The 16953-nt window shown below is 51.1% G+C and carries 14 protein-coding genes; 10 read left to right on the top strand and 4 right to left on the bottom strand.

What is annotated here, in order from left to right; all coding sequences use genetic code 11:
* Both tgt and yajC read left to right on the top strand, forming a co-directional pair.
* Complete coding sequence (gene tgt / locus BN3772_RS17445; protein WP_042201018.1) at positions 1–1137, top strand: tRNA guanosine(34) transglycosylase Tgt; 1137 nt, start codon at positions 1–3, stop codon at positions 1135–1137.
* A gap of 120 nt (positions 1138–1257) precedes the next feature.
* Complete coding sequence (gene yajC / locus BN3772_RS17440; protein ID WP_042201017.1) at positions 1258–1563, top strand: preprotein translocase subunit YajC; 306 nt, start codon at positions 1258–1260, stop codon at positions 1561–1563.
* A gap of 83 nt (positions 1564–1646) precedes the next feature.
* On the opposite strand, the gene BN3772_RS17435 is transcribed toward yajC, so the two are convergent.
* Positions 1647–2483 (bottom strand): phosphatase PAP2 family protein, encoded by an 837-nt coding sequence (locus BN3772_RS17435; RefSeq protein ID WP_244444772.1) that lies wholly within the window; start codon positions 2481–2483, stop codon positions 1647–1649.
* A gap of 96 nt (positions 2484–2579) precedes the next feature.
* Entirely contained in the window at positions 2580–2972 is a 393-nt protein-coding gene (locus BN3772_RS17430) for a TIGR04086 family membrane protein (RefSeq protein WP_042201015.1), read from the bottom strand.
* Positions 2973–3395: 423 nt separating this feature from the next.
* On the opposite strand from BN3772_RS17430, the gene BN3772_RS17425 reads away from it, so the two are divergent.
* Positions 3396–4181, top strand: a complete 786-nt coding sequence (locus BN3772_RS17425) for a YetF domain-containing protein (RefSeq protein ID WP_042201014.1) — start codon at positions 3396–3398, stop codon at positions 4179–4181.
* Between the two features lie 4 nt (positions 4182–4185).
* On the opposite strand, the gene spoVB is transcribed toward BN3772_RS17425, so the two are convergent.
* Entirely contained in the window at positions 4186–5739 is a 1554-nt protein-coding gene (gene spoVB / locus BN3772_RS17420) for a stage V sporulation protein B (RefSeq protein WP_042201013.1), read from the bottom strand.
* A gap of 257 nt (positions 5740–5996) precedes the next feature.
* Here spoVB and BN3772_RS17415 point away from each other — a divergent pair, with 257 nt between their 5' ends.
* The 6 genes from BN3772_RS17415 to BN3772_RS17390 all read left to right on the top strand — a co-directional run bounded on the left by BN3772_RS17415 (position 5997) and on the right by BN3772_RS17390 (position 12789).
* On the top strand, positions 5997–6248 hold the full coding sequence (locus BN3772_RS17415) for a post-transcriptional regulator (protein ID WP_081947725.1): 252 nt from the start codon (positions 5997–5999) through the stop codon (positions 6246–6248).
* A gap of 219 nt (positions 6249–6467) precedes the next feature.
* Positions 6468–7718, top strand: coding sequence for a protein translocase subunit SecD (gene secD / locus BN3772_RS17410; protein ID WP_042201012.1), 1251 nt, complete (start codon positions 6468–6470; stop codon positions 7716–7718).
* Complete coding sequence (gene secF / locus BN3772_RS17405; RefSeq protein WP_086074631.1) at positions 7708–8604, top strand: protein translocase subunit SecF; 897 nt, start codon at positions 7708–7710, stop codon at positions 8602–8604. Before secD ends, secF begins: the two co-directional genes overlap by 11 nt.
* Positions 8605–8730: 126 nt before the next feature.
* Positions 8731–9693 (top strand): cation diffusion facilitator family transporter, encoded by a 963-nt coding sequence (locus BN3772_RS17400; RefSeq protein ID WP_042201011.1) that lies wholly within the window; start codon positions 8731–8733, stop codon positions 9691–9693.
* 29 nt (positions 9694–9722) lie between these two features.
* Positions 9723–12122, top strand: a complete 2400-nt coding sequence (gene recJ, locus BN3772_RS17395) for a single-stranded-DNA-specific exonuclease RecJ (protein ID WP_042201010.1) — start codon at positions 9723–9725, stop codon at positions 12120–12122.
* Positions 12123–12270: 148 nt separating this feature from the next.
* The gene (locus BN3772_RS17390) at positions 12271–12789 is read left to right on the top strand and encodes an adenine phosphoribosyltransferase (RefSeq protein WP_042179638.1); all 519 of its coding nucleotides are present in this window, start codon (positions 12271–12273) and stop codon (positions 12787–12789) included.
* Between the two features lie 240 nt (positions 12790–13029).
* Here BN3772_RS17390 and uraA read toward each other — a convergent pair whose 3' ends face one another.
* The gene (gene uraA / locus BN3772_RS17385; protein WP_042201009.1) at positions 13030–14340 is read right to left on the bottom strand and encodes a uracil permease; all 1311 of its coding nucleotides are present in this window, start codon (positions 14338–14340) and stop codon (positions 13030–13032) included.
* Between the two features lie 414 nt (positions 14341–14754).
* On the opposite strand from uraA, the gene BN3772_RS17380 reads away from it, so the two are divergent.
* On the top strand, positions 14755–16935 hold the full coding sequence (locus BN3772_RS17380) for a RelA/SpoT family protein (protein WP_042179633.1): 2181 nt from the start codon (positions 14755–14757) through the stop codon (positions 16933–16935).
* The last annotated feature ends 18 nt before the right edge of the window (positions 16936–16953 follow it).

The following is a 16953-nucleotide window of genomic DNA, read 5'->3' as shown; positions in this document are numbered from 1 at the left end:
ATGGCAGCAATTACGTATGAACACATTAAGACCTGTAAGCAATCCGGAGCCCGGCTCGGCAGAGTCCACACACCGCACGGAATTATTGAGACCCCTACCTTTATGCCTGTGGGCACACAGGCAACCGTCAAAACGATGGCACCTGAAGAGCTTAAGCAGATGGATGCCCAGATTATTCTGAGTAATACCTATCACCTGTTCCTGCGTCCCGGACACGATATTGTACGTGAAGCCGGCGGACTGCATAAATTCATGAACTGGGACCGTCCGATTCTGACGGACAGCGGCGGTTTTCAGGTGTTCTCGCTAAGTGAGATGCGCAAAATCACCGAGGAGGGCGTTCATTTCCGCTCCCACCTTAACGGAGACAAGAAGTTCCTGTCGCCGGAAGTGGCAATGGAAATTCAGAATGCGCTCGGCTCCGATATTATGATGGCATTCGATGAGTGCCCGCCCTACCCTGCGGAATATGATTATGTCAAAAAATCACTGGAGCGCACAACACGCTGGGCAGAAAGATGCCTCAAAGCCCATGCCCGTCCTGAGGATCAGGGGTTGTTCGCGATCGTGCAAGGCGGCATGCATGAAGATCTTCGGCGTCAGAGTGCGGCTGATTTGACTTCCATGGATTTCCCGGGGTATGCTATTGGGGGGCTTAGCGTCGGTGAGTCCAAGCAGATTATGTATGATGTGCTGGATTATACCGTTCCGCTCCTGCCGCAGAATAAACCCCGTTATTTGATGGGCGTCGGTTCACCGGATGCGCTGCTTGAGGGGGCAATCCGCGGAGTGGACATGTTCGACTGCGTCCTGCCTACCCGCATCGCCCGCAACGGAACCACAATGACCAGCCAGGGAAGGCTTGTTGTACGCAATGCGCAATATGCCCGTGATTTCGGACCGCTTGATCCGGAGTGCAGCTGCTACACCTGCCAGAATTACTCCCGTGCTTATTTACGTCATCTGATCAAAGCTGATGAAACCTTCGGCTTGCGCTTAACGACCTACCACAACCTGCAGTTCCTGCTGGATTTGATGCGTAAAGTACGTGAAGCGATCAGAGAAGACCGTCTGCTTGATTTCCGCGATGAGTTTTTTGCACAGTACGGTTTGTATGATAATCTCAAAGGCTTCTAGTACAACTGTGTATTTACCATATGGCCTTATTGCAGCATGAACAGTTATGTTTACATTTGCAATTTAAGCGTACTAGAGAACTAGAATGTGCTTACATGCATATTGAAGGGGGGGAGAAATATGTTTCAATTAGCATCTGGGACTGGAAGCGGCAGCATCCTGGGTCTGGTAGGCCCGTTTGTGCTCATGTTCGTGGTATTCTACTTCCTGCTGATCCGTCCGCAGCAGAAGAAGACCAAAACGCGCAATTCCATGTTGAAGGCACTGAAGAAGGGCGACAAGATCGTTACGATCGGCGGCCTGCACGGGACAATTGTTGAGTTGTCCGACGATATCGTTGTTCTGCGCGTTAATGATGTAACCAAGCTGACCTTTGACCGCGGGTCGATCAGCCATGCAGTTACTGTAGCAGAAGAGAAAGAATAAATCCGGTTATACGTACATAAAAGCGGCGTTCTCTGTATAAGAGAAACGCCGCTTTTTTAGTAACAGGGAGTATCGTTGAACAATCACGAATTCGTGACCCGGCTCGGAACCGTAAGGGTATCATGTCCGCTGCGCAGAGTCAGCTTAGCCAGCTGGACAGCCACTGAAGTGGAGGCCACGGCCAGTACAGTACCTCCGATCATATCGGTAAGCCAGTGGATGCCGAGATAGAAGATTCCAAATACAATCAATGCAGCTGAAACGGTCGTAATAGCCAGCCAGCGCCGGTTGCCGGAGCGGTAAGCCAGAATTGCCGTAGAGACTGAGATGGCAGTGTGCAGGCTGGGAAAGCAGTTGTTTAAACCAGAGAGCGGCCGGTACTCCTGTTCAAATCTCGGAAATACATCTAGCATCACGAAGCGCACGCCTGCCGGGGCATAGGACCAGACCTCGTTGACCGGGAAGTAGAGATAAAACGGAATTGCGACTGCATAGACGAGCATAATCGTATAACATGTTGCATAGAGCATGACCCGGTTCTTATCCAGCAAATACACACCCAGTGAAGCACCCAGTACGGACTGGAGCATGAAAATATAGAAAAAAACGATTATAGGCGTTAGCCAGGGAGCATAGAACAACTGCTGGATCTGCTGGACGAAATGCCCTTCAAGCCCGAAGATGAGTGAGGTAAAGTTAGAGCCGAGATGCATTTTTTTCTCAATCTGCAGTTCATATTTATTAAAGGTCAGGACGCTGATCATGCCGGCGACAATCAGAAGGAATTTGTATGAGCGCAGCAGCTCCTTCCCGAGCTCCAGAAAGGCAAGCAAAGGGTTGCGCCTTGAGCCGAGCCAGATTAAAAGGACTACAATTATGATAGTGAACAGCACTACATGATTCATCGATTGGTAAAGCAAAATAATCAAAGCCTCCTTGAACGTTTGCGTTAATCAGATGAACCCAGTGTAACATATTTTCGATAAAAGATTTAAGGTTCTAAAAGATTAAATTTTCTAGGTTTTTTGTAAATTTACACCAAATATTCCGCCGAGTGCGCTAATTGCTGCCGCAGCGAGAACCCACAAGCCGTCAATGCCGGCAGGCGAGCTGTCGAGAGCGAGAAAACCGACCAGCAGCACAATTACCCCATACAGTATTCCCGTTAATGCACCCTGATACCAGCCTCTGCTTTCCGCTCTCCGCCCGGCAGTAAGCCCGCCGAAGGCAGCAGCAATGCCGTGGACTATGTAGGTATACATCGCAAGATCCTGCTCCTTCATTCCGCTGCTCCACAGCAGAAGTGAAAGGACCACAGCCCCCAGCAGCATCCACAGAAAAGAGCGGCATAACCCCGAGAGCACTGGACTTGATATTCTCCACGAGAACAGACGCCGGATTAAGTACATGATAGAACCTCCTAAAAGTTTTTTAAGCGTTAACTACCCCCGATTCAGCTTCGAAAAAAACTGTCTTCGGAAGCATCTGCTTAGTTTTTTAAGCGTGACTACCCCGATTCAGCTTCGAAAAAAACTGTCTTCGGAAGCATCTGCTTAGTTTTTTAAGCGTTAACTACCCCCGATTCAGCTTCCAGTTAAATCGTTTCAAAAGCATATACCTAATTTATTCAGCAGTTTTGGTCTTTGGTTACTAATTATTCTATGGGCAGGCTTGCCCCAATAGTACAAGATTGGAGCGGGCAGTTTATTTACCAGTAATTTATATGGCAGCTTCCGAATGTTCCCTTGGCAGGGAGGTCAGAATAGGGTTACATTCATCCACCCACGGCACAGCGGCTGCGGGTGAGAAGCGGAAAGGGGAGCGAAGCGAATATGCTCCAGCATATTACCAGCCATGTCTTTCTGACCGTGCTGATGTATTTCTTCATTTTCCTGTGTATGCGGATTATGGGGAAGCGTGAAATCGGCAAGCTGTCCGTGTTTGACCTGACAATCTCGATAATGATTGCGGAAATAGCCGTTTTTGTCATTGATGACATTGAACGCCCGATCTATGACGGTGTAGTTCCGATGGTAACCTTGGTTTTAATCCAAATTGTTGTTGCACAGCTCAGTCTGAAAAGCCGGAAGCTGCGGCTGCTGATTGATGGCAGGCCCAGTGTGCTGATCTCGAACGGCAAACTGCACCGGAGCGAAATGCGCAGGCAGCGGTACAATATGGACGACCTGCTGCTGCAGCTGCGCGGCCAGAATATTGTCAGTCCGGCTGACGTGGAGTTTGCCATTCTCGAAACCAGCGGACAGCTGACGGTTATTGAAAAGAACAAAAATGTCTCGTCATCCAACCAGTCTGGTAACAGCAGCGATACTGCCGAGAATCAGGAACAGAACTCAGGCGGCGGATCGGGCGGATCAGGGAAGTCAGGGGGCTCCGCGGGTGTAAATCTGTCCAAGAGCAAAATCCGGTATGAAGGTCTGCCTGTTCCGCTGATTATGGACGGAAAGGTGCAGGATGATAACCTGGAGATGATCGGGAAAAACCGTTTTTGGCTGCGGACACAAATCCGCCAGAAAGGGGTTTCTGATTTCCGTGATGTGTTTCTGTGCTCAATCGATCATACAGGTAAAATATATGTAGACCGGCTGCGCAGCCGTTAAATGTCTAGCGCCGCCGTCTGAAAAAGGGAACCCGGTCAAGATCCCTGACAGAGATCAGGCCCGTAAGCAGGCAGATGCCGAGGTATAGCGCCATACCGCTGGCGGCGGCGAACAGAAACTGCAGCCACATGGTGCCGGAGAGCGGGACAGAATAAAAGACATAAGATGTGCCGGCAGCCATGATAATCATGGCTGTTATGGTTTTGAGCGGATCAGTAATTCTCAGTGAAAGCTGAATCAGCTTCACCACACTTGAATAATGCAGCAGCGTAACCAGAATGCTGTTAACGATAATTGCAATAATCGCACCGTAAATGCCGTATTCCGGCCGGGAGGCCAGCAAGAGAATAAGCAGGATCTTTATCACTGCACCGGCCAGAGTATTAATAAGGGCCCGGCCCGGACGGTCCATGGCCTGTAGGGCAGCCTGGAGGGGAGCCTGGACATAGAGAAACAGGGCGAACGGGGCCATCAACCGCAGCATTGGAGCGGTATCCGCATTGCCGTACATCAGCGTACACAGCGGTACGGCAAGTACATACATGATAGCAGCAAAAGGGGCACCTGAAACCATCGCCAGCCGGAGGGCCTGATGCATCCGTTTATGAATAGAAGGCAGATCTCGGCGGGCCGCCGCTTCAGACAGCGAAGGGACTAACGACACTGCAAGAGATGAGCTGAGCACGCCCGGCAGCAGCAGCAGCGGGATGACCATACCCTGCAAAGAGCCGTATTGTGCGGTGGCAGCGGCAGTTGCAAGCCCGGCGAGTGCCAGACTGCGGGCGGTAATAATCGACTCCAGCAGATAGGAAAAGGAGCCGACCAGCCGGCCAGCCGTAACTGGAACAGCAATACCCAGCATCCGTCTGAGCAGAGTACCGCTTTGCCGATCCTTGTCCTGATGCAGCCCGGTATCCAGTGCTGCTGTATCCGGGTTGCTTTCCAGCCGGTCTGCCTTTGCAATAAAGAAATATTGTACCAGCAGCGCGAGCATCCCGAAAATTTCACCGACAGTGACACCGAGCATCGCTCCTGCCGCAGCAAAAGCCATTCCCTTGGGAAGCAGCAGATAAGAGAACCACAGCATGAAAAAAATGCGGATTACCGACTCCAGCACCGATGAAAGCGCAGAGGGAATCATGTTCTGCCTGCCCTGGAAATATCCCCGGTACACCGAAGAGACAGCAACAATTGAAATCATCGGCGTCATGCTGACAAAGGTATAATACACCCGGCTGTCCGTTAAAATAACATTAGATACCCAGGATGCGCTGAGCAGTGCCACCAGGGTGAACAGCAGGCCCAGCGAAAAGCTCAGGGTAAGCCCGGTCCGCAGAATACGGCGTGACTGCTCAGGGCGGTTTTCACCCTCTGCTTCGGCGACCATTTTTGCAATGGCCAGAGGTAATCCGCCTGTAATGACTGTAATCAGCACGATGAAAAAAGGGTATCCCAGCTGGTATAAGCCGACGCCCTCGGCACCGATAATCCGCGGTAAGGCAATTCTGGGGATAAAGCCCAGCATACGGTTAATGATACCTGCGGCCAGCAGGATCATCGTTCCTTGTATAAAGGTCTGCTTTGCGGGTCTCCTCAAAGGACACTCCTTCTTCCTGAAATGAAATGAAACGCAGGTAGAGCATGCCGGTCCGCGAGGCTGCGGGGCTTGTATATTGATATGCTTGACCCTGTCCAATCCATGACAAGCTTTAAGTGCGATATCTTTTTACGGGAAGAAGGATAGTTGGACGGGGAGGTCGAATATATATCCGGTAGCCTGCTTCAGCGAGCAAAACCTTGGGAGGTGTTTATCACGTGGAATCTGAACCGTGGAAGTACGACGAGCTTAGTGATGTGATCGAGGCCATGTGCGCAAGCAAAGCGGAGGAATTCCGCCTTCTGGGCTATGAATACGTAACGGGCAAGGATATATGGGAGTGCATCAGCCGTAAGCATGAGAAGGAAGGCCACCCGCCCCTGTATAAGCTGGTGAATGATATTTATTCGCTGAAAGCCACCACCTATATGAATTATCTGATGCTTGCAGCCTATAGGGGGATTACTTGATTAGCAGGAACGAATTTCTTTTGCAAACTGATAGAGGAAGCGGTAAAGTAAGAGAGGATAACTTAAGTACTGCCTATCCAAACGGATGGCTTGCCACCAGAGCATAGCCGGCCGTTTCTTTGTGTGATTAGAGCACCGTCATTCTACCCTGAATTGACGGTGATTTCGCACGTAGCTATAATAGGAATATTGAGTAATGAAAGGGGAACTAGCAAGAGCATGAAGAGACTGTTGAGCTTTATCATTACCGTGCTCGTTTTAACCGGCGTCATGGCGTTTACAACCCCCGGTCTGCTGGACAAGGTCCGTCTGGGTCTTGACCTGAAAGGCGGATTCGAGATTCTGTATCAGGCCTCGCCGATGGATAACGGCGGCGAACTAACCAGAGCTTCTCTGCAGCAAACTGCAAAAAGCCTGGAGAAACGCGCTAATGCGCTGGGCACAAGTGAGCCTGAAGTGACAACGGAGGGTACAGACCGCATACGTCTGAAGATTGCCGGTGTTACCGACGAGGCTGAAGTCCGCGAGAAGATGAAAGAACCTGCTGTAATGACATTCCGCAGTGCTGCCGAAGGTGATGCAGCCGGAGTATACAGTAAGATTGAGCTTGTGGGCAGTGATTTTGTTGAAGGTGCGGCAGAAGTTCAACGCAGTAACCTGAACCAGCCGGAAATCAGCATCAGCATTAAAGATAAGGCTAAATTCGCTGAAATTACCAAGCGCCTGCTTGGGAAAGAGCTTGCTATTTATTTGGATGAAAACCTGCTGTCGGCACCATTTGTAAGAGCGGAGCTGACCGACGGTAAAGCATCCATCTCCGGTAACTATACGTTAGATGAAGCACGCGAACTGGCAGATACTATTAACCTCGGCGCACTGCCGCTGAAGCTGACCGAGAAATATTCCCAAAGTGTCGGCGCAACCCTTGGTAAACAGTCTCTTGATCAGACGGTTAGAGCAGGTCTCGTAGGCTCGCTGATTATTTTGATCTTTATGATCGGAATGTACCGGCTTCCCGGTATTCTGGCCAGCTTCGCGCTGATCCTGCATACCTGGCTGCTGATTCTTGTATTTGTAGTAGCAGATTTCACCTTGACCCTTCCGGGTATCGCCGCATTTATCCTAGGTATAGGGATGGCGGTCGATGCCAATATCATTACCAATGAACGGATAAGAGAAGAGATACGCAGCGGCAAGGGCATTATGTCCTCCGTCAAAGCTGGGAACAAAACCTCCTTCCGTACGGTTATGGACGCCAACGTGACGACCATTATCGTTGCGGCTGTAATGTTCGCTTTCGGTACAGGTGCGGTTAAGGGCTTTGCACTGATACTGATTGTAGAAATTGTGCTTAGTATCTTGACCAACCTCTATTTTACCCATTGGCTGCTAACGGTGCTCGTTAAAGCCGGCGCTTTGAAGAAACCTAAGCAATTTGGGGTAAAGGAGAGTGACATCAGTGCGCTTTAATAAAGATATGGATTACGTGCATTGGAGTAAATACTTCTTTAGTTTCTCCATTGTACTTACTGTACTAGGTGTAGTATTCCTGGGTTTTATGGGGCTTAACTACAGCGTAGATTTCAAGGCGGGTTCGAACGTCGATGTGTCATTAACTAAGAGCATTACACAGGCTGAACTTCAGCCTGCTCTGGATAGTCTGAATTTTGAGCACGCTCCGAGTATCACATTCGGTGAAAACCGCGTCAATATCCGTTATGATGAAGTACTGGAAAACGAGCAGAGTGAAGCCCTCAAAGCAGAGATCAGCAAGCTTGATGCCCAGGCTTCTTTTGAGATCAACACTGTTGATACGGAAATGGCCAGAGAACTTGCACGCAACGCGATCTATTCGGTGCTTCTCTCAAGCTTAGGGATCATCATTTATGTTAGTATCCGTTTTGAATGGCGTTTTGCACTGGCATCGATTGTAGCACTGCTCCACGATGCGTTTATGGTTGTAGCTGTCTTCTCGATCTTCCGTCTGGAGGTTGATATAACCTTCATTGTCGCAGTGCTTACTATTATCGGTTACTCCATCAATGATACGATCGTTATCTTTGACCGGATCCGTGAAAATCTGCGCTTCGGCAAACAAAAAACGTATGAGGATCTCAAAGTACTGGTTAACAAGAGTATCAGCCAGACGCTTATGCGGTCCCTGTATACAGCCTTTACGGTGTTCATTGCCGCTTTCTTCCTGCTGGTAATGGGCGGAGAATCCATTAAAATGTTCTCCCTTGCCATGGTTGTCGGTCTGCTCTTCGGAGCTTACTCCTCCATCTTTATTGCTAGCCCGCTCTGGCTGCTGCTCAAAAAGCGCCAGAAGCCTGCTGTGAAGAATAATGCTGTCTAAGCTGCACAGCTGATTGTCTCGAAAAGCCGCGTCAACGACGACGCGGCTTTTCGGAATCTTTGGAACCGGCTGACAGGCGTATGCCTCAACATGAGATTACTTGCTACCAGGTAAGGAGGGCTCGTTATGAATGACAAACAATCACCGCAAAGTGAGACGGTCGCCTGGAACGGGATCGTCAGTGATGCTGTACTGGCTCTGGCTAAAGGCAGTGTCGGTTATTTCACGGGCAGCAAGGCATTGCTGGGCGATGCCTTATATTCGGGAGCAGACGCAGCTGCAAGGCTGGCGGAGGCTCTTCCCTGGCGCCCGGAAAAGGGTAAGAAGCAGAGGGCAGCCCGCCGTGCCGTTGCCGGGACAAACGGCAAGGAACCGATTATTACGATTCTTTTTTCTGTGCTGATTCTGATGGCCGGACTGCAGATGACTTTTTCAGCCATCCGTGATTTGACCAGGGGACATTTGTCTACGGTTCCGCCTGCTGCGCTTGTTACGGTTCTGATTTCTATTTTAGTTAAAGAGGGCATCTTCCAGTATCAATACCGTTATTTCAAAAAAATCGGCGACGGCAGCCATGCTGCTTATGCAGACAGCCACCGTTTCAGTCTTTATAGCTCGGTAGCCGCTTTGATCGGAATTACACTGTCTATGATCGGGGGATATATCAGCTGGAGTCCGCTCTTATACATGGACCCGGTAGCAGCCCTGCTTACAAGCTGCCTGATTCTCCGCAAGGGCTATACGATGATTGCGGCTTCAATATACGGTAAGACCAGTCAGGAGCTTCCTTCTGCGGAAGCGGCCAATTTCATTGAAACGGTAGGACGGGTGCACGGTGTGATCAGGGTTGAGCATCTTCAGGCGGTGGAACAGGGCAGGTACGTTAATCTTCAGGTTAAAATCAGCGTCAATCCGCGGATTACAGTCATGGAGGCCCAGGATATCTCAGAATGTGCCAGAAAGCTTCTGCAGCATCGTTTCGTCCATGTGGGTGAGGTGCATATGGATGTTGTACCTTATGATCCGGGTTACCCTTACAAAACCAATCATCAGCTTGCGGACAATGATATACCTACACTGCTTCAGTAAACCGCATGGCGAGAGAAAGGTGAGCTCTATTGCTTCATTCAAAAACAAGATGGCATTCTCCGGCAGCCGATCCCGATCAAGTTCGTGATCTGGCCCGGAGCCTTTCTATTTCACCGCTCCTTTCCTCCTTGCTTGTCACAAGGGGCTTTACTGCGCCGGATGAGGCGCTGCTGTTCATGGACGGAGGAACGGATGACAGCTATGATCCGTTTCTGCTCAAAGGGATGGCTCAAGCTGTACCGCGGATCAGAAAGGCTCTGGAGGAAGAGGAGCATATCCTGGTATACGGTGATTATGATGCTGACGGCGTATCCAGCACGTCGCTCATGATCTATCTGCTGCGCCACCTGGGCGCTTCCTTTGATATTTATATTCCTCACCGCTCCAACGAGGGCTACGGCCTGCATAATCATGCCCTGGACTGGGCGGTTCAGCAGGGCGTTACACTCGTCATAACGGTCGATACCGGAATTAGCGCAGTCCATCAGATTGCTTATGCAACCCAGCTGGGAATTGATGTTATTGTCACCGATCATCATGAACCGCCCGGGCTGTTACCGGAAGCGTTTGCTTTAATTAACCCCAAGCAGCATGATTGTCCTTATCCCTTCAAAGGGCTGGCCGGAGTTGGTGTAGCCTATAAGCTTGCTCAAGCTCTGCTCGGCGGCAGAGTGCCTGAGGAGTGGAGTGAGATTGTGGCGATCGGCACCATAGCGGATCTGATGCCGCTGCTGGATGAGAACCGCAGCCTGGTGCGCCAAGGGCTTGCCAGTATGCGGAATTCGCCGTTTCCCGGCGTTCGTGCGCTGCTTGAGGTCAGCGGGGTAACGATGAGTACAGTAGGTGCGGTCAATATTGCCTTTGGTGTGGCTCCGCGGATCAACGCCAGCGGCCGCCTGGATCATGCAGGCCGGGCTGTAGCCCTGCTGACTACCACTGACAGTGTGGAGGTCGGACAGCTGGCGGGTGAGCTTGATCTGCTCAATAAGGAACGCCAGATGGTCGTGGAACGGATTGTAGCTGAAGCTTCGGATAAGCTGGCCGGGCAGATTGGAGACAGCCAGCCGCCGGATATTATTGTGCTGGCTAATCAGGGCTGGAATGTCGGCGTTGTCGGGATTGTAGCCTCCAAGCTGCTGGAACGGTACTACCGTCCCGTTATTATCCTTGATATTCATCCTGAGACAGGCATGTGCAAAGGCTCGGCCCGCTCCATTCCCGGCCTGGATATTTATGAGGCATTGACTTCCTGCAGCAGCTTGATGGACCACTACGGCGGCCATCCGGCGGCTGCCGGGATGAGCCTGCACCGCGATAATCTTGCCGCCTTTGCCGCTGCTTTAAATGAATATGCTGCTGGTGTGCTGACACCGGAGGATCTGATTCCGGTAACCGCTGCAGACGGGGAAGCGGAGGTCGCAGATCTCACACTGCAGGCTGCACTGGAGCTGGAGCGGCTGGCCCCGTTCGGGATGTCTAATCCGCTGCCCAAATTTATTGTGCGCGGAGCGGCCGTGAAGGAGACCCGCACAATGGGCCAGGACGGCAAGCACCTGAAGCTTGTTCTGCAGCAGGGCAGGCATACCATCGAAGCGGTTGCTTTTGGGAAAGGGGCACTTTCTGAGCTGCTGCCCGGAGGAACCCGGGTTGACGTGCTCGCTGAGCTGTCAGTCAACGAGTGGAACGGCTCCCGCAAGCCCCAGCTGATGCTGCAGGATCTGGCTGTCCCTGAAGCGCAGCTGCTGGATCTGCGCGGTTCAGCTGATGCGGTGAAGCGGGCGGTTCGCCTCAAGGAGCTGCTGCAGCCGTATAGCGGCAGTACACCTTTTACAGCGGCGGCCGTTTTTCAGAACAGCCGGCAGTCGCCGCTTAGCGAGCTGAACGGCATGTCACTGTGGACTTATGATGAGGACGGCGGAATTACGGCGCTTCCTCATGGACAAGCTGAGCATAACGGGAGCGTATCCCTGCTCTGCCTGCTGGACATGCCGGATACGCCAGAACAGCTTGATGCTCTGCTGGCCGCCTTTCCCCGGGCAGATAACATTGCGCTGCTGCATGCCCTGCGTGACGGGCGCGACAGGCTGCAGGTTCCAACCCGGGATCACTTTAAAATACTATATAAATTACTGGCCTCCATTGCCGCTTCGGCAGTGCCGGAGCGTGAGGTGCTGCTGCGGCTCAGCCGCCAGTCCTCGTTAGGTGTGCGGATGCTGGGGCGGATGCTCGATGTGTTTGAGGAGCTTGATTTTATCGAGCGGACCGGCGGGATGATCAGTTTTGTATCTGCGCCGGCTGCAAAGAGCCTGTCAGCCTCACGTCACTTTGTGCGTCTGGGCCAGACAGCAGAGATGGAGCAGTATTTCATGGACGGCAGCGCCCATGAGCTGGAAAGCTGGATGCAGGCCCGCCGGCAGGGTGTATCGTAGACCGGTTGGCATATGCTTCCGAAGTAAGTTTTGTACGAAGTAATTAAAGTGGGCTGAAGCTCACAAAACTAAGCATATGCTTCCGAAGCGAGTTTGTTCGAAGCGAAATCGGTGAGGTAATCCTCACAAACTTTTAGGAGATGATACTATGGATTTCAAAAATAATATTCGTGTAATTGAAGATTTCCCGCAGCCGGGAATCAGCTTTAAAGATATTACTACCCTGCTCAAGGACGGAGAGGCTTACCGCTCCGCGATCGACGAGCTTAAAGCACTGGTGTCCCATCTGCAGATTGACGTTATTGCCGGACCGGAAGCGCGCGGCTTTGTAGTAGGCGCTCCGCTGGCCTACGCGCTGGGTGTAGGATTTGTGCCGATCCGTAAAAGCGGCAAGCTTCCTTACGAAACTATTGAAGTAGGCTATGATCTGGAATACGGCAAGGATACGCTTGCTGTTCACACGGATGCTATCAAGCCAGGCCAAAATGTGCTGATCGCAGATGACCTCCTGGCCACCGGAGGAACAATTGCTACCTCTGTCAGCCTGGTTGAACAGTTGGGCGGCAAGGTTGTCGGTGCTGCTTTCCTGATTGAGCTGGTTCAGCTGGCCGGCCGTAACAAGCTGTCTGACATCGAAGTAGTATCCTTGCTGACTTACGAAGACTAAATAAAATTCCTGGATAGCTTTTCCCGGGAAATAAAAAGCGGACCGTTGTCGATTTGCGACAGCTGTCCGCTTTTTTGCTATGCTATTGCGTTTCATTACGCTCACATGGAATTGCACGATAACCGGCTGTTAGCCGGCAGGGAATACAGGATCTGTCTGGCTGAGTATACAGCAAGAGCTGCCCCGGCAGCAATACAACTGCATGGGGACAGCTCTTGTTATTAATCGGAGTAATGTAGCTTAATGGGCTGATTTCTCCGGCTCCTGTTCGTTAGACAAGCCAAGAACTTCGATTAGCTTGAAGAACAGGGACAGAACGATACCAACGATAGTAGCCAGTGCCATACCTTTGAGCTGTACGCCGGCGATATTAAGCGAGATGCCGCTGATGCCGACAACCAGAACCAGGGTGGCAAGAATCATGTTGCTTGCTTTGGAGAAATCAACCTTCTGTTCTACAAAAATGCGCAGGCCGGATGCTGCAATTACTCCGAACAGCAGCAGGGATACACCGCCCATAACCGGCAGCGGGATGTTGGCAATAACAGAGGAGAAGGTTCCTGAGAATGACAGGAGGATAGCAATGACAGCCGCTCCGCCGATTACGAAAACGGAGTACACTTTTGTCAAAGCCATAACGCCGATATTTTCACCGTAAGTGGTGTTAGGTGTAGAGCCGACGAAACCGGAAAGAACGGTCGAAATCCCATTACTGAACAGGGAACGGTCAAGCCCGGGGTCCTTGGTCAGATCTTTACCAACAATGTTGCTGGTTACTAGCAGATGACCGATATGCTCAACGATAACAACGAGTGATACAGGAATAATGGTCAAAATAACCTGTAAATCAAAGGAAGGAGTGGTAATAGTCGGATGGGACAGGAAGCTAGCGTCGGCAATAGCTCCGGTATTTACTTGTCCCATAATATAGGCCAGCACATAGCCGGTAACGATACCGATGAGGATATGGATGATTTTGGGGAAGCCGCGGAACATAACGGAACCGATAACGGTTACTCCCAGTGTGACCAATGACAATGTAATAGCCTTACCGTCCGGAGTCCAGTCTGCAACCGCAACGCCTTCAGGAGCAATCAGTCCCGCCATACGTGCAGCTACCGGTACAAGCTCAAGCCCGATTGTTGCTACGATAGCACCCATGGCTGCGGGAGGGAAAACAACATCAATCCAGCTTGTTCCGGCATAACGGACGATCAAAGCGACAAGAATAAAGATAACGCCGGTAACAATAAACGCGCCCAGTGCAAGCGAATATCCATGCTGATGATCCCCCTCATATTTGCCGAGCACACTCAGCACCGGTGAGATAAAAGCAAAGCTTGATCCAAGGTAGGCCGGAATTTTACCGCGGCAGATCAGAATATAGAGCAGTGTGCCGATACCGTTCATCAGCAGGATCATGCCGGGGTCTACCCCGAACAGGTTAGGAACAAGCACGGTGCTGCCGAACATGGCGAACAAATGCTGCAGGCTCAGCAGAAAGCCCGGGCCAAAAGGGAGTTTCTCGTTAACTTGAATTTCGCGTTGCAATGGAGTTCACTTCTCTTTCTCATATGTAGTTTTGGGTTAGCCTGGCGAAAACCGCCTTTACTAGATTAAATAGTCCGACGGCGTTTGACAACAACATTTTATGAACAATGTAAGTCTTTATTTGTTTATGTCATAAATTATCCTCTAATTGTTGGTAAAAGCGGCAGAATGCCATCCGGTGGGAAGTGTTGACGTAATGCATCCTAAGCGTCATAATTATAAACAACTTTAGACTGCGTTCAGTACAGCTCAGATGAGCTGAAGGCCTGCAAATAGGGTTTCACTTGCGGGTTTATTTTATTAATTCGGCAGAGATTACCTTTTTTTGATTACATTTAACGAGCAATTCGACTACATCTTCGAGAAACTCCTTTACGGAATTTTTCTAATAGAAGGGAAACGGATACGACGAGAATGGGCATAGAGCAATTAGTTGAAAAGGCCGGCGCCTATATAAAAGAAAAAGATCTTCTCCGCATCCGCGAAGCTTATGAGTTTGCCGATCAGGCTCACCATGGCCAGGTGCGCAAATCGGGAGAGCCTTATATCCTGCATCCGCTGGCGGTTGCAGATATTGTCGTCAATATGCAGATGGATGTCATCTCCATTATTGCAGCGCTGCTGCATGATGTCGTCGAGGATACAACGGTATCGCTGGAGCAGATCCGCGAGAAATTCGGGGATACCTGCGCCATGCTGGTGGATGGCCTGACCAAGCTGGAACGCATCCGCTTCCGCTCCAAGGAAGAGCAGCAGAACGAAAATTACCGCAAAATGTTCATCGCCATGGCCCAGGATATCCGGGTCATCGTGATTAAGCTTGCGGACCGTCTGCATAATATGCGGACACTGAAGTATCAGTCTGAGGATAGCCAGCGGCGTATTTCCTATGAGACGCTGGAGATCTTTTGTCCAATTGCGGACCGGCTGGGTATTTCTGCGATTAAATGGGAGATGGAGGACATTGCTCTCCGTTACCTGAATCCGCAGCAATACTACCGGATTGCGAACCTGATGCATAAGAAGCGTGCAGAGCGTGAACAGTTCATCGACAGCGTTATCGGCAGAATCCGGGCCAAGCTGGACGAAATGGGAATTGAAGGAGACCTCTCCGGACGTCCCAAGCATATTTATAGTGTCTACAACAAAATGAGCACCAAAAACAAGCAGTTCAACGAGATCTATGATCTGCTTGCAATTCGGATCATCGTTGATAATATCAAGGATTGTTACGCTACATTAGGGATTATCCATACTCTTTGGAAGCCGATGCCCGGCAGGTTCAAGGATTATATTGCCATGCCCAAGGCGAATATGTATCAGTCACTGCACACCACAGTGGTAGGTCCCGGCGGAGAGCCGACAGAAGTGCAGATCCGTACCTGGGAAATGCACCGGACAGCAGAGTTCGGGATTGCCGCACACTGGGCATACAAAGAGGGCTCAAGCAATACCGGGAACCCGGAGAACCGAATGCCGTTCTTCCGGGAAATTCTCGAGCTGCAGCATGAGGCCAAGGATGCCGAAGAGTTCGTGGAATCGCTTAAAATGGACTTTTTCTCTGACCTTGTGTTCGTCTTTACGCCGAAGGGTGAGGTAGTAGAGCTGCCGGCGGGCTCGGTTCCGCTGGATTTCGCTTTCCGGATTCATACTGAGGTCGGGAACCGGACCATTGGCTCCAAAGTGAACGGGCGGATTGTACCGCTTGACCATAAGCTGAAGACTGGGGACATCGTGGAGATTCTGACCTCTAAGAATTCCTACGGGCCGAGCCGCGACTGGCTGAAGATCGCTCAATCCTCACATGCGCGAAGCAAGATCAAACAGTGGTTCAAGAAAGAAAAGCGTGAAGAGAATGTGGAAAAAGGCCGCGAAGCCGTGGAACGCGAGCTGAAACGGCTTAATATGGAGGTCTCTGATTTCCTGACAGAGGATAAACTCAGCGACGTAGCCAAGAAGTTCGCTTTCGGCGACGTCGAAGATATGCTCTCCGCTGTCGGATTCGGGGGCATTACCGCTTCGCAGATCGCCAACAAGCTGACTGAGAAGCTCCGCAGAGAGCAGGAAGAGGCTGCCAACCACCTGGAATTGTCTACGGAGATGAAGGAGATCAAATCCAGCGGCGGGAACCGCAATCAGCCGACTAACGGCGTACGTGTCAAAGGCATCGACAACCTGCTAGTCCGCTTCGCACGATGTTGTAACCCCGTACCGGGGGACGATATTGTCGGATACGTAACACGCGGGCGCGGCGTGTCTGTGCACCGTGAGGACTGTCCGAATATTCCGACCGACGGTGACGGGGAAGAGTCGGCGCGGGTGATCGAAGTCGAATGGGAAGGCAGCATGGAGGCCAACTACAGCGTCGATATTGAGATTACAGGCCATGACCGCAACGGTCTGCTTAATGAGGTGTTGCAGGCGGTGTCGGAGAGCAAGACGAACATTTCCGCAGTCACCGGGCGCTCCGACAAGAACAAGATGGCAATGATTCACATGACGATTCTCATCCGCAATACGGATCATCTGCAGTCGGTTGTCGACCGGGTGAAGCGTGTGAAGGATGTATATACGGTTAACCGGATTATGCAATAGGGCAAGGAGCTGACAGAC

This window comes from Paenibacillus camerounensis (assembly GCF_000723885.1).
GTDB lineage: Bacteria > Bacillota > Bacilli > Paenibacillales > Paenibacillaceae > Paenibacillus_AQ > Paenibacillus_AQ camerounensis.
Note: the sequence above shows the minus strand (reverse complement) of the source record. Positions and strands in the feature narration are given on the sequence as shown.

Coding starts and splice junctions, on each gene's coding strand:
- BN3772_RS17390 (WP_042179638.1), top strand. CDS start 12,271: ATGGATTTCAAAAATAATATTCGTGTAATTGAAGATTTCCCGCAGCCG.
- secD (WP_042201012.1), top strand. CDS start 6,468: ATGAAGAGACTGTTGAGCTTTATCATTACCGTGCTCGTTTTAACCGGC.
- BN3772_RS17380 (WP_042179633.1), top strand. CDS start 14,755: ATGGGCATAGAGCAATTAGTTGAAAAGGCCGGCGCCTATATAAAAGAA.
- BN3772_RS17400 (WP_042201011.1), top strand. CDS start 8,731: ATGAATGACAAACAATCACCGCAAAGTGAGACGGTCGCCTGGAACGGG.
- BN3772_RS17430 (WP_042201015.1), bottom strand. CDS start 2,972: ATGTACTTAATCCGGCGTCTGTTCTCGTGGAGAATATCAAGTCCAGTG.
- yajC (WP_042201017.1), top strand. CDS start 1,258: ATGTTTCAATTAGCATCTGGGACTGGAAGCGGCAGCATCCTGGGTCTG.
- tgt (WP_042201018.1), top strand. CDS start 1: ATGGCAGCAATTACGTATGAACACATTAAGACCTGTAAGCAATCCGGA.
- spoVB (WP_042201013.1), bottom strand. CDS start 5,739: ATGATCCTGCTGGCCGCAGGTATCATTAACCGTATGCTGGGCTTTATC.
- BN3772_RS17425 (WP_042201014.1), top strand. CDS start 3,396: ATGCTCCAGCATATTACCAGCCATGTCTTTCTGACCGTGCTGATGTAT.